This window comes from Gammaproteobacteria bacterium (genome assembly GCA_019911805.1).
GTDB lineage: Bacteria > Pseudomonadota > Gammaproteobacteria > Thiohalobacterales > Thiohalobacteraceae > JAHJQQ01.
Genome location: JAIOJV010000014.1, coordinates 1 through 16,496, shown reverse-complemented (window position 1 = coordinate 16,496; position 16,496 = coordinate 1). Strand labels below are relative to the sequence as shown.

Genomic DNA, 16,496 nt, shown 5'->3' with positions numbered 1-16,496 from the left:
GAACCGGGGGAACCGGCAGCAGTCGACGCGCCCGCGGCACCGCCACCCGCACGCCGGCACCGCCCGACGCAGCGAATGGAGCCGAACCTGCCGTCGCCGGAGGCGGATATGCGCCCCGTGCACGTACCGGAACCGGTACCGAACGAGTCCCAACGGCTGCTGCGCCGCCTGCGCCTGTGGCGCGCCGGCGCGATCCTCGTCTCCCTGCTGTTGATCGCCGTGCTCACAGCGACGTTCACCGGCAACCGGGACGCCCGACTCGGGCTGCTCGACCAGGAGACGCTGCAGCATACCCTCACCCGGCTGTCGGCCATGCTCGGCCGCGGTGCTCCAGGTGACGACACGACCGCCACCACCCCGGGCGAGGCGGACACGCGCACCGCAGACATCGAGTCGGCCGGCACCCACACTGGCGCAGCGGCAGCGGATACCGCCACGACACCGGCCGACCACCCCCTGGATCGACTCCCCGATCCATCCCCCGATCCACACGGGTCGACGCAAACGGATATCGTGGCGCCACCGCCGGTCGCGGTCACCGGGGACGCCGCTGCCACCACGGGCGATGCGACCGCGGCGATGGGCAGCGCCGCATCACCCGCGGCACCGATTCCCGTGGGTCCAGCCCCACGAGAACCGGCCGCAGCGGATACGCCACACGGGGAAGAGGGGTACGCGGAGACGCTACCGCAGGAAGCTGCATCCGCGATGGAGACACCGCCGCGGGGAGACCCTGGCCCCGAGTCCACTCCCAAGTCCGGCGCCACACCCACACCGGCACCGGAACCCGCGCCTGGACAGGCCGTCACCGGGACGGGTGCGCCGGCGGCAAAAGCTGCTGACCCTGACCTCCCTCCACCCCTCTCCCCCGCGCAGCGCGCCGAACTCGGCCGCCTGTACGGCGAACGCGCGGACTACGAATGGCACAACGGCGATCTGCAGGCGGCCTACCGCAGCGTCGAACTCGGCCTGGCTACCGATCCGGGCAACCCCGCGCTGCTCGACCGGCGCACACGCCTTGTGGACCTGTTGCGCAACGAATGAGCCCCGCCGCTCAGCACGTTCACACGCCGCGGCCTGCGCGGTCGGGTTTCGGCATGCACCGCCCGACCCCCTCTCCCGAACTCACCTCATTCCGCTGACGGTGCGCGCGTCAGCGCGTCACGCAGGGCTCGCAGCGTGGTCATGACCTGTGCCGCGTTGGTGCCGCCCATGCGGAGCAGCGTCTTCTGCCCCGCAGACAGTGCCTCCAGCTCCGGATCGGCGTATTGATAGAACACATGCGGACGCACCAGCCGGACGGGGCCGTCCACCGTCGGTGTCTCCAGCAGATGATCGATCACCTCGACCAGGCGGTCGTTGAAGTAAGCGGTGGGATAGCCCAGCTCGGTATAGGCCTCCTGGAACAACGGGTAATAGTGCACGTAGAACGCCACCAGGCGTTCGGTGTCCAACGCCGTCGCCAACCGCACATACGGGGTGTAGCGCGCTGCGTTGTCCGGGTCGATCATCCAGACATCTTCGCCCGCAGCCCCACCCCCCTCGGCCGGACGCACCAGAAACGACCCCGCGACCGGCTTTGCCACGAGCTGTCGCTGCGGCAGTTTCTTGCGCGGCAGATTATCGACGGTCACCACGAAGCGGCGAATGAACTCGTCCAGCCGAAACAGCTCGCGCAGCGGCTCCGCACCCAGGATACCGGCCAGCACACTCATGACGGGCGGGTCGCTCCGGTTCAGCGTCGGCAGCGGCTCGGCCGTGTCCTCCAGGTCCGACGGCTCGCCCCCGGTGTCGGCCGCAGCGTCGGTTTCCGGGACCGTACCGGGTGCCACGGCGGGTGTGGGGATGGGATAGCGCGGTTCGGGCGCGGCCTCCGGTAGCGGCTGTATCGTACTCACCCCGGGCGTCTCGTGCGCCGCTTCCCGGTATTGCAGATAGCCGACCACCGCAAGCACCACCACCAGCAACAGCACCGTCCAGAGTGAATAGCGTTTCATGCGTAACCTGCCTCGCCACCGTGAGCCCGAATATCGCGCAATGATAGCGCACTGCACTGCACGGCCGTGCCGTGGCGTGCCGGCATGTCAGCCCATCATCGGCGGACAGAGAAATACACATCACCCGTGACCGGTGTTGGGGCGTGGCCCAGCGTGACCGGGCGTGACCGGGCGTGACCGGATGTAACCGGGTGTAACCGGGCATGGCCGGGGCGCCCAGTGCCCGGCTACCGTCCGTGGACGTGAGGACCGTGCGCGTTTATTCTCGGTCCTGCGCTGGGTTGTAGATGCTGACTCACGCCTCACAAGCCGGGGATACCAACTCAAGAACACGGCGGTGATCTTATTGAATGTTCGCGACCTGATCGTCCTGCCGCTGCTGGTCGCGTTCTGTTGGCCGGCCGAGGCACAGACCGACAACGGTGCCGCTGCCCGCCCGGCCGAACTGGATGACCGTCCCACGCCGACCCTGCCGGTCATCCTCATCGCGCCGGAATGGCGGCCCGTCGATGCGCAGCGAACGGCCAGGACGGTCGCGCAATACGCTGACGATACGCTCGACCGCGTTGGCATCCATGACTCCATCGACCTGCAGTATCTGACACCCGGCTTCGTCTTCAAGACCAACGCCGCCCTTGGTCAGCCCTATCTGCGCGGTATTGGCAGCGACATCATCTCGGCCGGCGCGGAATCCAGCGTCGCCACCTTCATCGATGGGGTCTACCTGCCGCGCGCCTTCGATACGATCGTCGATTTCTTCGACATCGAGCGGATCGAAGTGCTCAAGGGACCGCAGGGCGTGCATATGGGCCGCAACGTCGTCGGCGGCGCCCTCAGCATCCACACCCGGGACCCGGAACCGCGGCCCGGCGGCTACGCCGATGTCCTGTTCGGCAACTACGGCCAGCGGCAGGTACAAGGCGCCGTGAATGTCCCGTTCGGTCCGGCCCTGGCGGCGCGCATCGCGGGCATCGTCACCCGGCGCGACGGCTATGTGGATAATATCTTCCTCAATCTGGACGAGAATGACGAACACCACCACGCCCTGCGCGGCAAGCTGCTGTACCGGCCGACGGACACGTTCTCGGTGTTGTTCAGCGCCGAGCACCGCAGCGAAGACAGTTCACGCGCGCTTGGCTCCCAGCCACGCCCCGACATCGGCCGCAATGGCGGTATCGAACGCGGCGGCCACGTCCCCGACGATCCGCGCCAGGTCACCGAGAACGTCGCACCCGAGCTCGACCTGCGGGGCAGCCGCTACAGCGTCCGGCTGGCATGGCACAACGACGCCATGGAGTTCACCTCCCGCACGGCCTACCTGACCACCGAGGGGCGTATCGCCCTGGATCTCGATGGCACCGACGTCGACTACGCGGCCAATTACCCGGTAGCGGACTCCGAATCCGTGCAGCAGGAATTCCGCCTCGCATCGCCGCAGGAGCGGACCTGGGCCTGGATCGGCGGCGCCTTCCTGATGCACGAAAACACCGATCAGCTGCTCGACGTGCACCTGCCGCAGAGCGGTATCCGCAATAGGCCCGACGGTGCGGTCGAGACGCGTTCCCAGGCCGTCTTCGGCCAACTCGCCTGGCGCTTCCGGCCCGCCTGGCGCGCCCGCGCCGGCCTGCGTTACAGCCGCGACCGGCGCACGCTCGACCTGGTCCGGACGTTGACGACGCCGACGGCCACCACCATCACGCGGCAGCTCGAACAGGGGAGTTGGCAGGCCTTTACGCCGGAGTTCGGTCTGGAATACGCGCCCGACCGCCAGCGGCTCTATTACGCCACGGTCGCGCGCGGCTACAAGCCCGGCGGTTACAACACCTCGGTCATCCAACCGGCGTTCGATGCGGAATTTCTCTGGTCCTACGAGGCCGGCATCAAGCTCACCTTCCCCCACCGGGCCCTGCGCCTGAATGCCGCGCTGTTCCAGTACGACTACCATGACATGCAGCTGAACACCCTGCCGCCGGATGCGCCGGCCGGGAGTTTTCCCAGTGTCATGAATGCCGCCGAGGCCACCCTCCGCGGCCTGGATCTCGATCTCGTCTATCGACCACGATGGGATATCGACATCGCCCTGGGTGCCACGCTGCTGGAAGCCCGCTTCGACACATTCGCCTCGGTGGACCGCAACAACCCCAGCGTCGATCCCGACCGCGCCGGCAACCGGCTGCCGCAGGCGCCCGACGTCTCGCTGAACCTGCGCGCCGACCGACGCTGGCCGGTGCCGGGCGGCATGCTGACGCTCGGCGGCGAAGTCCGCTACCAGAGCGAGATCTATTTCAATGTCTATCAGGACCCCGCCGTACGCCAGGGCGGCTATGGCCTGATCAACGCCCGGCTGGGTTTCGAGAGTCGCCGCGGCGATTGGTATGTCGACCTCTATGGCCGCAATCTCACCGACAAGCTCTATGCCCAGACCATCGTCCGCGACGACCCGCGCACCGGCACCAAGCGCCACTGGGGCGCGCCACGCACGCTGGGCCTGCGGGTGGGCCACCGCTGGTGAGCGGCGGATTGCGTCAGGCAAATGTCCGCGCGCTGTCACGCCGGCCATAGACGAATGCACCCGCGGTCACGTACATGAGCAGGGAATAGACGGCCGCTGGCACGGCCATGGCGGGCGCGGCGAGGAGGCCCGCCGCAATGGCGATGGCGGTACCGCCGCTCTGCATGCCGACCTCCAGCGTGACGGCCACACGCTGCGGATCGCTCAGCCGGAGCAACGTACCGAGCGCGTAGGCGCCGCCCATCCCCACCAGGCACAAGGTCAGGGCCGCCGGGCCGGCCGCCAGCAGCATGCCGGGCAGCGCCTCGCGCTCGCGATACACCAGCAGCAAAATCAGCACCGTCAGCGCGGCCACCGCCAAGCGCGTCACCAGTGGTCTCAACCGGTCGGCCAGGGCCGGGCGATGATGCCGCAAGACCATGCCGGCCACGGTCGGTACCAGGACCATCTGCACGACACGCCCCGAGATGTCGGCAAAGGTCACGCTCACCTGCGGGTCGGCAGCCGCGAACAGCCGTGACGCGAGCCCGACATAGACCGGGATGGTGACGACGGGGAGCAGCTTGCTGACCGCAGTCAGTGTCAGCGAGAGCGCCGCGTCGCCCCGTGCCAGATACGTGAACAGGGTCGAGGTCGAGGCCGAGGGGCTGGCCGCCAGCAGCACCAGTCCCATCGCCAGGCTGGGCGAGAGGCCGTACAGCCATGCCACCAGAAAGGCCAGCGCCGGAAACAGCACGAACATACCCAGCAGGCCGACCGCGGCCGCCTGTGGCGCCCGCGGTAATGCGGCGAAATCTGCCGCGCGCAGGCTCATGCCCACGGCCAGCATCATGGCCGCGACGACCATGGGCAACAACACCTGGATGGGTATGCCGGCTTCCACGAGGCTGAATGGTATGGTTTTTCCCATTGAATCGCCACGCCGATGCCCCGCATGACGCAATCGGTTACAGCCTTTATCTTGACATCGCCGCCGCCTGGCGCTTTCATCGTTATCCAAATACCAAATTACTAAGGTAGTCATTAACAAAGCCTCACGCCGTGTCGGCAGGACACCGTGAATACGTGCCCCAGGGCACCTTCTCGACCGCTCCGCGGTCTCACCTTGTCCATGTAGGCTTGACGGCCGCGTCCATGCGGCCGACACCTGCCGACACGGCGTGAGACTTTGTTAATGCAGGTTTTGGTATAAAACTCAAGACTGCAAGCGGGGCCGCGCACACGCGGCCCCGAATGCGGCGGGACAAGCACCATGGACGCGACCAGCCAGATCATCGACCGGATCTATGGCGCGGCACTCAACGTCACTGCCTGGCAGGGGACGCTGCGCGTTCTGCAGGCCCGGCTCAATGGCATCGCCTCCGGACTCTACAGCGTCGACATGGCCAGCGGTCAGGTGTCGCTGGTGGAACTGTGCAGCATCGATCCGGAGTATCACCAGCGCTACGTCGACGACTATCTGCACGACAACCCGTGGGCCCGGGCGCCCGCCTTACAGCAGCCAGGTTGTATCCGAACCGAGCAGTCACTCGACGCGTACTACAATTCACCGGGCTTCTACCGCGGTACGGCCTTGTACAACGAATGGATGAAACCCCAGGACTTCATCTACACCCTGGGTACCAATCTGCTCGTCGAGGGCAGTGTTCGCACCAAATTCTTCATCTATCGTGCGCGTCAGACCGGGGCGTTCAACGCGCGTGACATCGCCTACTTCGACTGGTTGCGTGGCCATCTGACCAACGCCGTACGTGTGGCACGACGCCTGGCACAACAGGAAGCGCTGGCCGGTACATGCCTCGACACGATCGACCACTTGGAATTCGGGATCGTATTGCTGAACGAGCATGGCCGCGTCATGCAGACCAACCACTTCACCGATGCCCTGCTCAGAGCGGGCAACGGCCTGCTCATACGACGGGACCGACTGGTCGCGCCCCGGCGCGAAGACAGCAAGCGGCTGGCCGCCGTCGTACACGCCGCGCAGCGCCTGCACCAAGGCCAGGCCGCGCCGGCATCCCTGCAACTATGCCTGCACCGACCCGGCGGGAAACGGCCCTTGAGCATCGTTGCCGTGCCCCTGCCGCGCCACCACAGCAATCGATTCCTGATCGAGCGCGCGAGCGTGGCACTGATCGTGACCGATCCGGAACACACCCCTGCCCTTCCCACCGAGTGGCTGCAACAGCACTATGCCCTCACCGCCGCCGAGGCCCGGCTCGCACAACGCCTGGCACAGGGCATCCCCCTGCGCCAGGCGGCGGCACAGCTGGAGGTCACGTATGAAACGACCCGCTCGTGCCTCAAGAGCGTGTTTCAGAAGACCGGCACGTCCCGCCAGCCGGAACTGGTTCATCGGTTGTTGTCGGACCGGATCGCTGTCCGGCACAGCTGAGCCACACCGTACCCCTCCCACCCCCGCACCCCACTCGATAATCCGCTCCGACACCCCCCGTTTGAGGGGTGACCCGAAGCGCCTGCCTGGCGACACTGCAGCCATGTCCGGCGCACCGGGCAGCATCGATCAATAATAATTTCTGGAGACCAGGACGATGAACAGACACTGCCCGCCCCACAGCGGACTCGCCGCCAACCTGGCACGCATGCCCGGGTGGGCGATAGCTGCAACCGCCCAGGCATCGCCCCTGGTCATCGGCAGCAGCGACACCCCGCCCTTCGACACCGAACCGCTCGACACGACACAGCTACCAGTCCAACGAGAAAGATAACGCCCCGGAGGCTAAGGAGGTGGTGAAATGAACAGGAGAACACTGTGTACCACCCTGGTCATCGCAGCGCTGGTGACGGGCTGCGAAGGCACCACGGGACCGATGAAGAAGGAAGACCTCGGTGCGGCACTGGGCGCCGTCGGCGGCGCCTTGCTCGGCGCCAAGGTCGCCGGCGGCAAGAACCGCTGGCTGGGTGCGGCCCTCGGCGGCGCCGCGGGCTTCTATGCCGGCAAGATGATCGGCCGGCAACTCGACGAGCGTGATCGTCAGGCGCTGGCGGTGCGCACAGTCGAGGCGCTGGACGAGCCCACAGCCGGTGTCGCGAGCTGGAACAGCGACCAGAGCGGGGCCTCGGCGAGCATCAAGACGGGGGAAATCGCGTACAAAGACGCACCGAAGCAGGTCAAGCGATTAAGCAAGGTCGAGGCCGTCCCGACGATCAAGCTCGAGAACAAGGAGTATCAGACCACCTCCGCACTGCGGGTGCGCTCCGGTCCCGGTACGCAGTACGACCCGATCACGACCCTGCGCCCGGGGGATGTGGTCGCATCTGCGGGTCGCACCGACAACGGCTGGCTGATGCTCGCGAAACAGGGTGTCACGGTCGGTTATGTGCACGGCAACTATGTGAAGCCCTACGACCCGATCGCACAGGCCAAGGCGCAGGGCATCGATCTGGACAAGGTCGAGGTCGAGAGTATCCCGAAACAGGAAGGCTTTGCCGGCATCGAGATCGATGCCATGGACACCACCAGCAGCACGGTGACCGCGCAGGCAGGCTGCCGCGATGTACACATCAGCGTGACAACCGACAAGGGCACCGATAACGAAACCGCCCAGGCCTGCCAGAACGCCGATGGTGTCTGGGAACTCGGCTGAAGGAGGAATGCGATGAATACGAAGACACTCGCAGTCGGTGGTGTGCTGCTGCTGTGTGCGGCCGGTCCGGTGCAGGCCGACAAGACATTGGCCCACAGCAAGTCTTTGGGGATGTCGTTCACCGCCCTGGGTGATCCGTGGTGCGCCCCGACGGTGCAGCTGCGGGTCGACGCGGAGGATGTCGCGACGTATGCGTCGCCGGACTACGGCACCACCCTGCAGAAGCTCGGCCAGGTGCTCAGCCGGGAGTGCCCGCAGGCGGCTACGATCACTATCACCGGGGTCGCGGCGGGCAAGTCGGTCTGGTCGGGTGTGGCGGCCCGGGAAAGCGGCTGGCTTGCGCAACAGACGCCGTCTCAAACACCCCCGGTCACCGCCGCCGTGCCATCCGCTCCCGCGGTGCCGGTACCACTCGCGACACACGATGGTACGACATCGACCCCGGCAGTGACCGCGTCCGCCACAACGGCCGGCGCGGCTGCGGCGCCGCCGCAGTCGGTGCCGGACTCGCCGGTCGCCACCGCCGAGGGGGCGCTGGTGATCGCCGGCTGGCAGCCGGGTGGCCATGTCATGGTCGGCGAGGGCGCCGGCAAGATGACGGAAATCACCTCGCAGGAAACGGGCTGTAACCTCTATACCTTTATTGACGTGAAGCCGGAGTTCAAACCGACATTCAGCGCGAGGCACGAATACACCTGCAAGAATGGCTATATACAGACGACCGATTTCAAACGCTCATCGGTGACGAATCTGCTCTATCAGGGCCAGAAACAGCCGTTTGCCAGCATGCGTGGCTTCTGGCACGACGGCTACAACCTGGATAGAGGCCTCCCGAAACAGATCATCAGCCGCTACCGCCTGACCTCGAAGGATCAGCGGAATCGCTCCAGTACGGTCGATCGGTTGCTGGTATGGGTGGGCGAGGACCGGGCGCTGCGCACTCATTATTTCACGACCTACACGCACAGTGATCCTTACAAACAATGGCGCTGGGATCAGTATGCACCCTTCATCGTGCTGACCGACAACACATCGCTCCAGCAGGGACCGGAAGCGACCCGCCTGGCGGATTCGCTGGTCGAGATGTACGCGGCGTTTTCCGGAAGTAAACAGTTCAATGTCGTGAATTTTGTCATTACCGACAAGATGCATACGACACCGACTCATGCCTACGAGCTGGCCTCGAAGCAAGCGGACCCGGACCCCTCGTTCTACAAGGCCGGGCATGCGGTGCACCACCGCGGCATGCCCTGGACCGTCGAGGTCAGCAGCGATTTCGTCGCCAAGCGCGCGGCCTTCGTCGAGGCCGCGCGGCAGCGGGCAGAAATGGAGCAGCAACGGGAGGCGGCACGCGCGGAGGCGGAGCGCCAGCGGGCCGAGATCGAAAGGCAGCGCCAGGCGGCCCTGCGTGCCCAGCACCAGAAAAGCCTCGACCAGCAGCACCTGCGGCTCGCGCAGGCCTCGCGCTACGACCGCCTGCGGTTCTACGCGACCCTCATGCTGGAGGGTGCGCGTATGGAACGGGGAAAGGTCGATTTCTCGGCACGGCAGGTCCGCAACCTGGATCCGTTTTCCCAGGCGGTCGCTCTCACCCACCCCGCGCAATACCTGCGTCTGGCTCAGAACGGCGAGGTGGCGATCGGATCCCCCCTGTATCTGTTGATCAAGGCCGATGATGGCGAGATCGAGAAGCCTTATCCGATGCAGGTCGGCTACAACGAAACGTCGCAGGAGATCGACGGTTGGATGCTGATCCGGGCCGCACCGAAATTCAATTTCAGCTTCAGTGAGGATGGAGAACCCATTTTTGTGATCACGATTCAGGAGGCCGTCACCTGCAAGTCCGATCAGTGCCTGGACGAGATGGATGCGGAGGCCCTGATGAAGGCGTGGTATGACGATGACAGGATGAACTTTGCCGCCATCGGCACGAATTGAGGAGGCGACGACATGAGCATCAAGGTCGATAAGAAGGTCATCTTCGCAGGTACAGCGGTGGTCGTCGGTGCGCTGCTGATCGGTGGGTATTTCTATGCCTCCGGTGTCGGGGTCGAAAAATTCGAGGATTTTCTCTACGACAATGATCTGAGCGATGCCATCCGCTACCAGGATGCGTCCTATTCGCCACTGTCGGACACCATCACGCTGGAAGATGTGGACCTGGACCTGGAGCTGATGAAGGGGCTCGGCGCGAAGCTCACCGGTAATCTGGAGACGCTCAGCATAGCGGGTGCGCGCGACGAACGGACGTTGCAGATTCACTTTGCAGGCTACCGGATGGTCACGGACCCATCACCGGAGGAACGACGGAATAACGTCCTCTATGTCTTCGCCGATGAGCCCCTGAAACTGGTACGGCAGATGGGCATACAGGAGGCCCGGCTCGGTGGCGGTGTCGTCTATGACTACGACCGGGATGAGGATCGGCTCAAGCTGGGTCTTGCGCTCGATGCGGACCATATCGCCGGCGGTACCGTCAATGTCGTGCTGGCGCGCGCCCGCAAGCTCGCCGAACTCAAACCGGCCGATCTGGAGGTGGGCACCGTGATGAACCTCGGGCGGCTGCTGCAGGAGTTCGGCCGGATCGAATTCGTTTCCGGCGAGGCGCAGGTCGAGGATCACGGCTTCCTGAAGAAAATAGCCTACCTGGATGCCCTTTCCCGCTTTCGCTACGATCAGGCACTGAACGCCAAGGAACCCACCGTCGATGCGATCGCTTTCCAGCGTGTCGACGAACCGGGAGGCGAGGCATTCGATGGCACACTCGACGGCGACAGCCAGAAGGCGCTCCGCACCTTCCACGCCTCGGGTGGTGATCTCGACATCCAGGTCGAGACAAAACGGCCGGTACGGCTGAGCGACATCATCAAAGGCAAGAAATTACACCGCGATATCGAAATCGAAGTCACCCTGTGATTACGAGCCGGCGTGTCGGGCGGAGTCCGCCGGGGCGTCGGACCCGCTCTTCCCCGTTCGGCTTATCGGCGGCGTGCAATGATGGTGGCCGGTTACCCCCCGCGACCGGCGTGACTTGCCCTGATGCCTCTCAACGCGGCAGCTTGACACCCACACTCACCACCTGATCACCCTGCATCTCCTTGACCACCAGATTGATGCTGCCCAACGGCAAGCGGTCACCGGTCACCTGGCGGCCATGAAAATGTGCGCTGAACAGCTCCGCCAGGGTCTTGTCCCGGTGTTGCGGCGGCACGGCGATGCCGTACACCCGCGCCATATCATCCAGCCGTGCATCGCCCCGGAGCACGAATTCACCGAAGAACTGGCGCTTGGCCGTTTCCACCTGGGCGCTGGCCGGCGCGAACAGGCGCTCCAGTTGCGGCAGGGCCTGACGGAAGGCCAGCACGTAGACGAAGTCACCGGTGCGATAGCTCTCCGTCGCCCGCAGGTCCTGCGGCTCGCCGTCATGCACCAGGCCGGCGAGCCGGCAGCCCGGCGGCAATGGTACGGCGGTCAGCGACAACCCGGAAATGGGCGTTTTTTCATCCACCTCATATACCGCCAGTTCGAAGTCCGGCTGTCCCGGGATATCCAGGCCCACCCGATGCAGCTCGACGGACTCCTGTGGCACGTTCAGACCCAGCAGCCGCGCCAACGGCGCCACGGACCAGCCCTGCACCGTCAGCGACACCAGCACGACAAAAAAGGCCGTATTGAAGAATTCGGTCGCATGTTCCAGCCCTGCCAGCAACGGGAACAAGGCCAGCACGATGGGCACCGCACCGCGCAGGCCCACCCAGGCGATGAACAGCTGTTCGCGCCAGGGCAGGCGGAAGGGCAGCAGACACAGCAACACCGCCAGCGGGCGGGCCACAAACATCAGGACAGCAGCGACGAACAGGGCCTGGCCGGCATGGTCCAGCAGATCGGCCGGGTGCACCAACAGACCCAGCACCAGGAACAGACCGATCTGCGCCAGCCAGGCCATACCGTCGTGAAAACGCAAAATGTTGTGGCCGGCCTGCAACGGCCGGTTGCCCACCACCAGACCAGCCAGATAGACCGCGAGGAAGCCGCTGCCATCGATACTGGCCACGATACCGAACAGGGCCAGTGCCCCGGCCAGTACCAGCAAGGGATACAGGCCCGGGGTCAAGCGGATGCGGTTGACCATCTTCACCAGCAGCCAGCCGCCGCCCACACCGGCCAGCCCACCCAGCCCCATCTGTTTGACGAACGCCAGCAGCCAGTGCCACTCCAGTATGCTCTGCCCGGTCGCCAGCGCCTCCACCAGCACGATGGTGAGAAAGATCGCCATCGGGTCATTACTGCCCGACTCGATCTCCAGGGTCGCGCCGACGCGCTGCTTCAGCTTGATACCCTGATTGCGCAACAGCGAGAACACCGCCGCCGCATCGGTAGAGCCGACGATGGCACCGACCAGCATGCCTTCCATCCAGTGCAGGTCGAAGGCCCACATGGCGGCCCAGCCGGTGGCCACCGACGAGATCAGCACCCCGAAGGTGGACAGCAGCAGCGCCGGGCGCAGGCCGACGCGGAAGGTATCGACCTCAGTGCGCATGCCACCGTCGAACAGGATCACCGCCAGCGCCAGACTGCCGACGAGGTGTGCGCTCTGCACATCGTCGTACTTGATGCCGCCCAGCCCCTGTTCACCCACCAGCATGCCGATGGCAAGGAACACCAGCAGCAGCGGCATGCCCACCCGCGCCGATAGCAGGCTGGCATACACGCTCAACAGCAGCAGCAGGCCGATGGCAAGGATGATGTAATTAGTCAGTTCCACCGCTACCGGTCCTTGTCGGGGAGGGCCATGCCGGTCGAGACCGTGGCGGCACCCAGGCCACGGGATAATAAACGAAAGTACTCGCCGGCGGGCGTACGCAGGGCGCGTCGCGATCACTGACTGCCCCGTTTGCCGCTGTGGGCCACTTTCACATTCCTGGAAAATCTTTACTACAGTGTTGGGGAGACCCGCAGCAGTTGTCCCGGCAATCCCATGCCATGGTTGAGCTGATTTCCAAGCAGGCTGTTGCTCAGCCGCAGGGATTGGTCATTGTCGATATGCACGTATGCAGGGAGGTAGTACCGTGAACAACGACGGCCGCAAATCCACTACAACCGATGCCGGAATCCCGGTACCCAGTGACGAATACTCGCTCACGGTGGGGCCGGACGGGCCCATCCTGTTGCACGATCACTATCTCATCGAGCAGATGGCGAACTTCAATCGGGAACGCATCCCGGAGCGCCAACCCCATGCGAAAGGCTCCGGCGCCTTCGGCCGCTTCGAGGTCACCCACGATGTCAGCAGGTACACCAAGGCCGCGGTGTTCCAGCCGGGCACCCGGACCGACACGCTGATCCGCTTCTCCACCGTGGCCGGCGAAAGCGGCAGCCCCGACACCTGGCGTGACCCCCGTGGCTTCGCGTTGAAGTTCTACACCTCGGAGGGCAACTACGACATGGTGGGGAACAATACGCCGGTGTTCTTCATGCGTGACCCGATGAAATTCCAACACTTCATCCGCTCGCAGAAACGCCGTGCCGACTCCGGCCTGCGCGATCACGACATGCAGTGGGATTTCTGGACACTGTCGCCCGAAACGGCCCACCAGGTGGCCTGGCTGATGGGCGACCGCGGCATCCCCAAGACCTATCGGCATATGCACGGCTACTCCAGCCACACCTACCTGTGGGTCAATGCCAACGGCGAGCGCTTCTGGGTGAAGTACCACTTCAAGACCGACCAGGGGATCGACTACCTCACGCAGGCGGAGGCCGACCGGTTGGCCGGCGTGGATGCCGACTATCACCGGCGTGACCTGTTCGAGGCGATCGCGCGCGGAGACCATCCCAGCTGGACGCTGCAGATGCAGATCATGCCGTTCGAGGAGGCCAGGACCTACCGGTTCAATCCGTTCGATCTGACCAAGGTGTGGCCACACGCCGATTACCCGCTGATCGAGGTCGGTCGGCTGACACTGGATCGCAACCCGACCGACTTTCATACCGAGATCGAGCAGGCCGCCTTCGAGGTCAACAACCTCGTCCCGGGGATCGGTGTCAGCCCGGACAAGATGCTGCTGGGCCGGGTCTTCTCGTATGCCGATGCCCACCGTGCCCGCCTCGGGGTGAACTACAAGCAGATCCCGGTCAATGCACCAAAGGTACCGGTGCACAGCTACAGCAAGGATGGGGCGATGCGCGTGCAGAACGTCACCGACCCGGTCTACGCACCGAACTCGAAGGGCGGCCCGCAGGCGGACCCCGAGCGCCACCCGTACCGGGAGAAATGGGAGGCCAGCGGCGAGTTCATGCACGCGGCGTATACCCCGCATACGGATGATGACGATTTCGTCCAGGCCGGCACCCTGGTGCGCGAGGTCATGGACGCCGGGGCACGCGACCGGTTGGTGTCCAACGTCGTCGGCCATCTTGGAAATGGCGTCTCCCCGCCCGTGCTCGAGCGTGCCTTCGCGTATTGGCGCGCCATCGACAAGGAGACCGGTGATCGCATCGCCAAGGCATTCAACAATGTCTGAGCCGGATGGCAAGCGAGTGGCACGCTGCCAGCACCACACTACACAGCAGGTGTTTTCCTTATGGTCCGCAGGAAACAACAAATACGCACATGCAGCCTATACTGGATAGGGTAAAGACCACTCGCAATTGATAACGGGGCATGGTGGCACGGCTCTTGTGTTTGCAGGGTTCATGCCAGCGACTCACCGGCCGTCGCCACCTGCAAGAGCGATCACGATCGTCTTCCTCTGACGAGAGGCAGACAGCACCGTCACACAGGACCCGCGAGGAATCACCATGTCGGATCAACTCAGCATCATGTGCGTCTCCGGACTGCACGAACGGATTCAGATGGCCGCCATGACCGCGGCGACCGCCGCCGTGAGCGGCACCCGGGTCACCGTCTTCCTGTCCATGAACGCCCTGCCCTACTTCATCAAGGGCCACACGATCAAGCCACCCCAGGAAGGCGAAATGGGCAAGCTGATGGCGAGCAAGAACGTGCCACCGTTCAAGCAGCTCTTCGAGCAGGCCAAGGAACTGGGTGGCGCCACCCTCCATGCCTGCTCGATGGCCATGGACGTGCTGGGGGTCGGTGAGGCGGAACTGGACGGGGCGTTGGACGGCCCACTCGGGCTGACCCGGTTCCTCAGCGATGCCGCTGACGGGCAGATCCTGGTGTTCTGAATCCCCACAACCTCAGCCGCAGGAATTTCAGCATGAACGAGGAAAATGTAACGGTAGTCGATGCCCGGGGCAGCTTTTGCCCGGGCCCGCTCATGGAGTTGATCGCCCATCTGAAGGACATCAACGTCGGCGATACGCTGGAACTGCTGTCCTCCGACAAGGGCTCGGCAGCGGACGTGCCGGAGTGGGTCGACAAGGTCGGCCATGAGATGGTGAGCAATGAGGAACGGGACGGCATCTGGCATATCCGCGTCCGCAAGACGAAGTAACCGGTGCCGGGATGGAACCGACTCGCACGCTCGCCTGGGCAGGGTGTGGGCACTGAAGCCCGGCACACACCCCAGTCACCATTGCAGGGTAGGAGGACACCATGAAGATACTGATCGTAGGCGGCGGTATGGGCGGGACCATCCTGGCCAACAATCTGGCCCGGCGGCTGCACAGCGAGGTCAGGAGTGGCAAGGCCAAGATCACCATGCTCTCGGCCTCGGATCGTCACATGTACCAGCCCGGCCTGCTCTATGTCGCCGTAGGTCGCATGACCCCCGACGAGCTCTACCGGGATCAAGCCGGTCTGCTGGAGCCTGAAATCGAGTTCCATGTCGATCCGGTCGAAGAGTTCGATCTGGACCACAACAAGGTCAAGACCAAGTCGGGCAAGACCTATGACTATGACGTCATCGCCATCGCCACCGGCTCGCGCATCCACCTGGAAGGCATTCCGGGGCTGGCCGAGCACGCCGAGACGTTCTACACCGAAGAAACCGCGGTGAAGATGCTCAAACGGCTGTACGAATTCCAGGGAGGCAAGGTGGTCATCGCTGTCGGCGTCCCCCACAAATGCCCCATGGCGCCGCTGGAGATCACCTTCATGCTCCACGACTACTTCAAGGAACGGGGCCTGCTGGACAAGACCCAGCTGCACTACACCTATCCCATCGGCCGTACCCACAGCCTGGAGAACGTGGCCAAGTGGGCGACGCCGGAATTCGAACGTCTGGGCATCACCTACGAGACGCTGTTCAACATGAAAGAAGTGGATGGCAAGAGAAGTGGACCCCAAAAATTGGACAGCGTGATAAGTGCTGCCTCGGGTCATGCTGCCATCCTGGCGGCGTCTTGGTAATACACACTGTCCGGCGTTTTCCTGTCAAGCGACTGATGCCGACGTTTGGCATTGTAGAACGC

14 protein-coding genes are annotated in these 16,496 nt (G+C 64.5%); 10 read left to right on the top strand and 4 right to left on the bottom strand.

Translation table 11 applies throughout. The annotated features are described in order from the left end of the window. A partial coding sequence (locus K8I04_00810) for a hypothetical protein (GenBank protein MBZ0070263.1) occupies positions 1–1,044 on the top strand: 1,044 nt, incomplete at its 5' end. Positions 1,045–1,130: 86 nt separating this feature from the next. Here the strand turns inward: K8I04_00810 and K8I04_00805 are convergent. Then, positions 1,131–1,997 (bottom strand): DUF3014 domain-containing protein, encoded by an 867-nt coding sequence (locus K8I04_00805; protein ID MBZ0070262.1) that lies wholly within the window; start codon positions 1,995–1,997, stop codon positions 1,131–1,133. A 346-nt stretch (positions 1,998–2,343) separates the two neighbouring features. On the opposite strand from K8I04_00805, the gene K8I04_00800 reads away from it, so the two are divergent. Continuing rightward, the gene (locus K8I04_00800) at positions 2,344–4,509 is read left to right on the top strand and encodes a TonB-dependent receptor (protein MBZ0070261.1); all 2,166 of its coding nucleotides are present in this window, start codon (positions 2,344–2,346) and stop codon (positions 4,507–4,509) included. A 13-nt stretch (positions 4,510–4,522) separates the two neighbouring features. Here K8I04_00800 and K8I04_00795 read toward each other — a convergent pair whose 3' ends face one another. Then, the gene (locus K8I04_00795) at positions 4,523–5,419 is read right to left on the bottom strand and encodes a bile acid:sodium symporter family protein (protein MBZ0070260.1); all 897 of its coding nucleotides are present in this window, start codon (positions 5,417–5,419) and stop codon (positions 4,523–4,525) included. A gap of 342 nt (positions 5,420–5,761) precedes the next feature. On the opposite strand from K8I04_00795, the gene K8I04_00790 reads away from it, so the two are divergent. Further along, positions 5,762–6,904, top strand: a complete 1,143-nt coding sequence (locus K8I04_00790; protein ID MBZ0070259.1) for a helix-turn-helix transcriptional regulator — start codon at positions 5,762–5,764, stop codon at positions 6,902–6,904. A 129-nt stretch (positions 6,905–7,033) separates the two neighbouring features. Here the strand turns inward: K8I04_00790 and K8I04_00785 are convergent, their stop codons facing one another. After that, positions 7,034–7,207: a hypothetical protein gene (locus K8I04_00785; GenBank protein ID MBZ0070258.1), complete on the bottom strand. Its 174-nt coding sequence runs from the start codon at positions 7,205–7,207 to the stop codon at positions 7,034–7,036. 58 nt (positions 7,208–7,265) lie between these two features. Between K8I04_00785 and K8I04_00780 the strand changes: the two genes are divergently transcribed. From K8I04_00780 to K8I04_00770, 3 genes are read left to right on the top strand one after another with little or no spacing between them, the layout of a single operon-like run. Then, a complete protein-coding gene (locus tag K8I04_00780; GenBank protein ID MBZ0070257.1) occupies positions 7,266–8,117 on the top strand; it encodes an SH3 domain-containing protein in 852 nt (283 codons plus the stop codon). A gap of 12 nt (positions 8,118–8,129) precedes the next feature. Further along, a complete protein-coding gene (locus K8I04_00775) occupies positions 8,130–10,055 on the top strand; it encodes a hypothetical protein (GenBank protein MBZ0070256.1) in 1,926 nt (641 codons plus the stop codon). A gap of 12 nt (positions 10,056–10,067) precedes the next feature. Further along, a complete protein-coding gene (locus tag K8I04_00770; GenBank protein MBZ0070255.1) occupies positions 10,068–11,033 on the top strand; it encodes a hypothetical protein in 966 nt (321 codons plus the stop codon). A gap of 130 nt (positions 11,034–11,163) precedes the next feature. Here K8I04_00770 and K8I04_00765 read toward each other — a convergent pair whose 3' ends face one another. After that, the gene (locus K8I04_00765) at positions 11,164–12,882 is read right to left on the bottom strand and encodes a potassium/proton antiporter (protein ID MBZ0070254.1); all 1,719 of its coding nucleotides are present in this window, start codon (positions 12,880–12,882) and stop codon (positions 11,164–11,166) included. 286 nt (positions 12,883–13,168) lie between these two features. On the opposite strand from K8I04_00765, the gene K8I04_00760 reads away from it, so the two are divergent. The 4 genes from K8I04_00760 (at position 13,169) to K8I04_00745 (ending at position 16,434) form a co-directional block, all read left to right on the top strand. After that, positions 13,169–14,641 (top strand): catalase, encoded by a 1,473-nt coding sequence (locus K8I04_00760; GenBank protein ID MBZ0070253.1) that lies wholly within the window; start codon positions 13,169–13,171, stop codon positions 14,639–14,641. A gap of 331 nt (positions 14,642–14,972) precedes the next feature. Next, positions 14,973–15,308, top strand: a complete 336-nt coding sequence (locus K8I04_00755) for a DsrE/DsrF/DrsH-like family protein (protein ID MBZ0070252.1) — start codon at positions 14,973–14,975, stop codon at positions 15,306–15,308. Positions 15,309–15,340: 32 nt separating this feature from the next. Further along, the gene (locus tag K8I04_00750) at positions 15,341–15,577 is read left to right on the top strand and encodes a sulfurtransferase TusA family protein (protein ID MBZ0070251.1); all 237 of its coding nucleotides are present in this window, start codon (positions 15,341–15,343) and stop codon (positions 15,575–15,577) included. A gap of 101 nt (positions 15,578–15,678) precedes the next feature. Next, entirely contained in the window at positions 15,679–16,434 is a 756-nt protein-coding gene (locus K8I04_00745) for an FAD-dependent oxidoreductase (protein ID MBZ0070250.1), read from the top strand. Positions 16,435–16,496: the final 62 nt, after the last annotated feature.

Bases quoted from the DNA above. Each gene is read 5' to 3' on its own strand.
- K8I04_00805 (MBZ0070262.1), bottom strand. From the start codon at position 1,997: ATGAAACGCTATTCACTCTGGACGGTGCTGTTGCTGGTGGTGGTGCTT.
- K8I04_00795 (MBZ0070260.1), bottom strand. From the start codon at position 5,419: ATGGGAAAAACCATACCATTCAGCCTCGTGGAAGCCGGCATACCCATC.
- K8I04_00790 (MBZ0070259.1), top strand. From the start codon at position 5,762: ATGGACGCGACCAGCCAGATCATCGACCGGATCTATGGCGCGGCACTC.
- K8I04_00780 (MBZ0070257.1), top strand. From the start codon at position 7,266: ATGAACAGGAGAACACTGTGTACCACCCTGGTCATCGCAGCGCTGGTG.
- K8I04_00775 (MBZ0070256.1), top strand. From the start codon at position 8,130: ATGAATACGAAGACACTCGCAGTCGGTGGTGTGCTGCTGCTGTGTGCG.
- K8I04_00770 (MBZ0070255.1), top strand. From the start codon at position 10,068: ATGAGCATCAAGGTCGATAAGAAGGTCATCTTCGCAGGTACAGCGGTG.
- K8I04_00760 (MBZ0070253.1), top strand. From the start codon at position 13,169: ATGCAGGGAGGTAGTACCGTGAACAACGACGGCCGCAAATCCACTACA.
- K8I04_00755 (MBZ0070252.1), top strand. From the start codon at position 14,973: ATGGCCGCCATGACCGCGGCGACCGCCGCCGTGAGCGGCACCCGGGTC.
- K8I04_00750 (MBZ0070251.1), top strand. From the start codon at position 15,341: ATGAACGAGGAAAATGTAACGGTAGTCGATGCCCGGGGCAGCTTTTGC.
- K8I04_00745 (MBZ0070250.1), top strand. From the start codon at position 15,679: ATGAAGATACTGATCGTAGGCGGCGGTATGGGCGGGACCATCCTGGCC.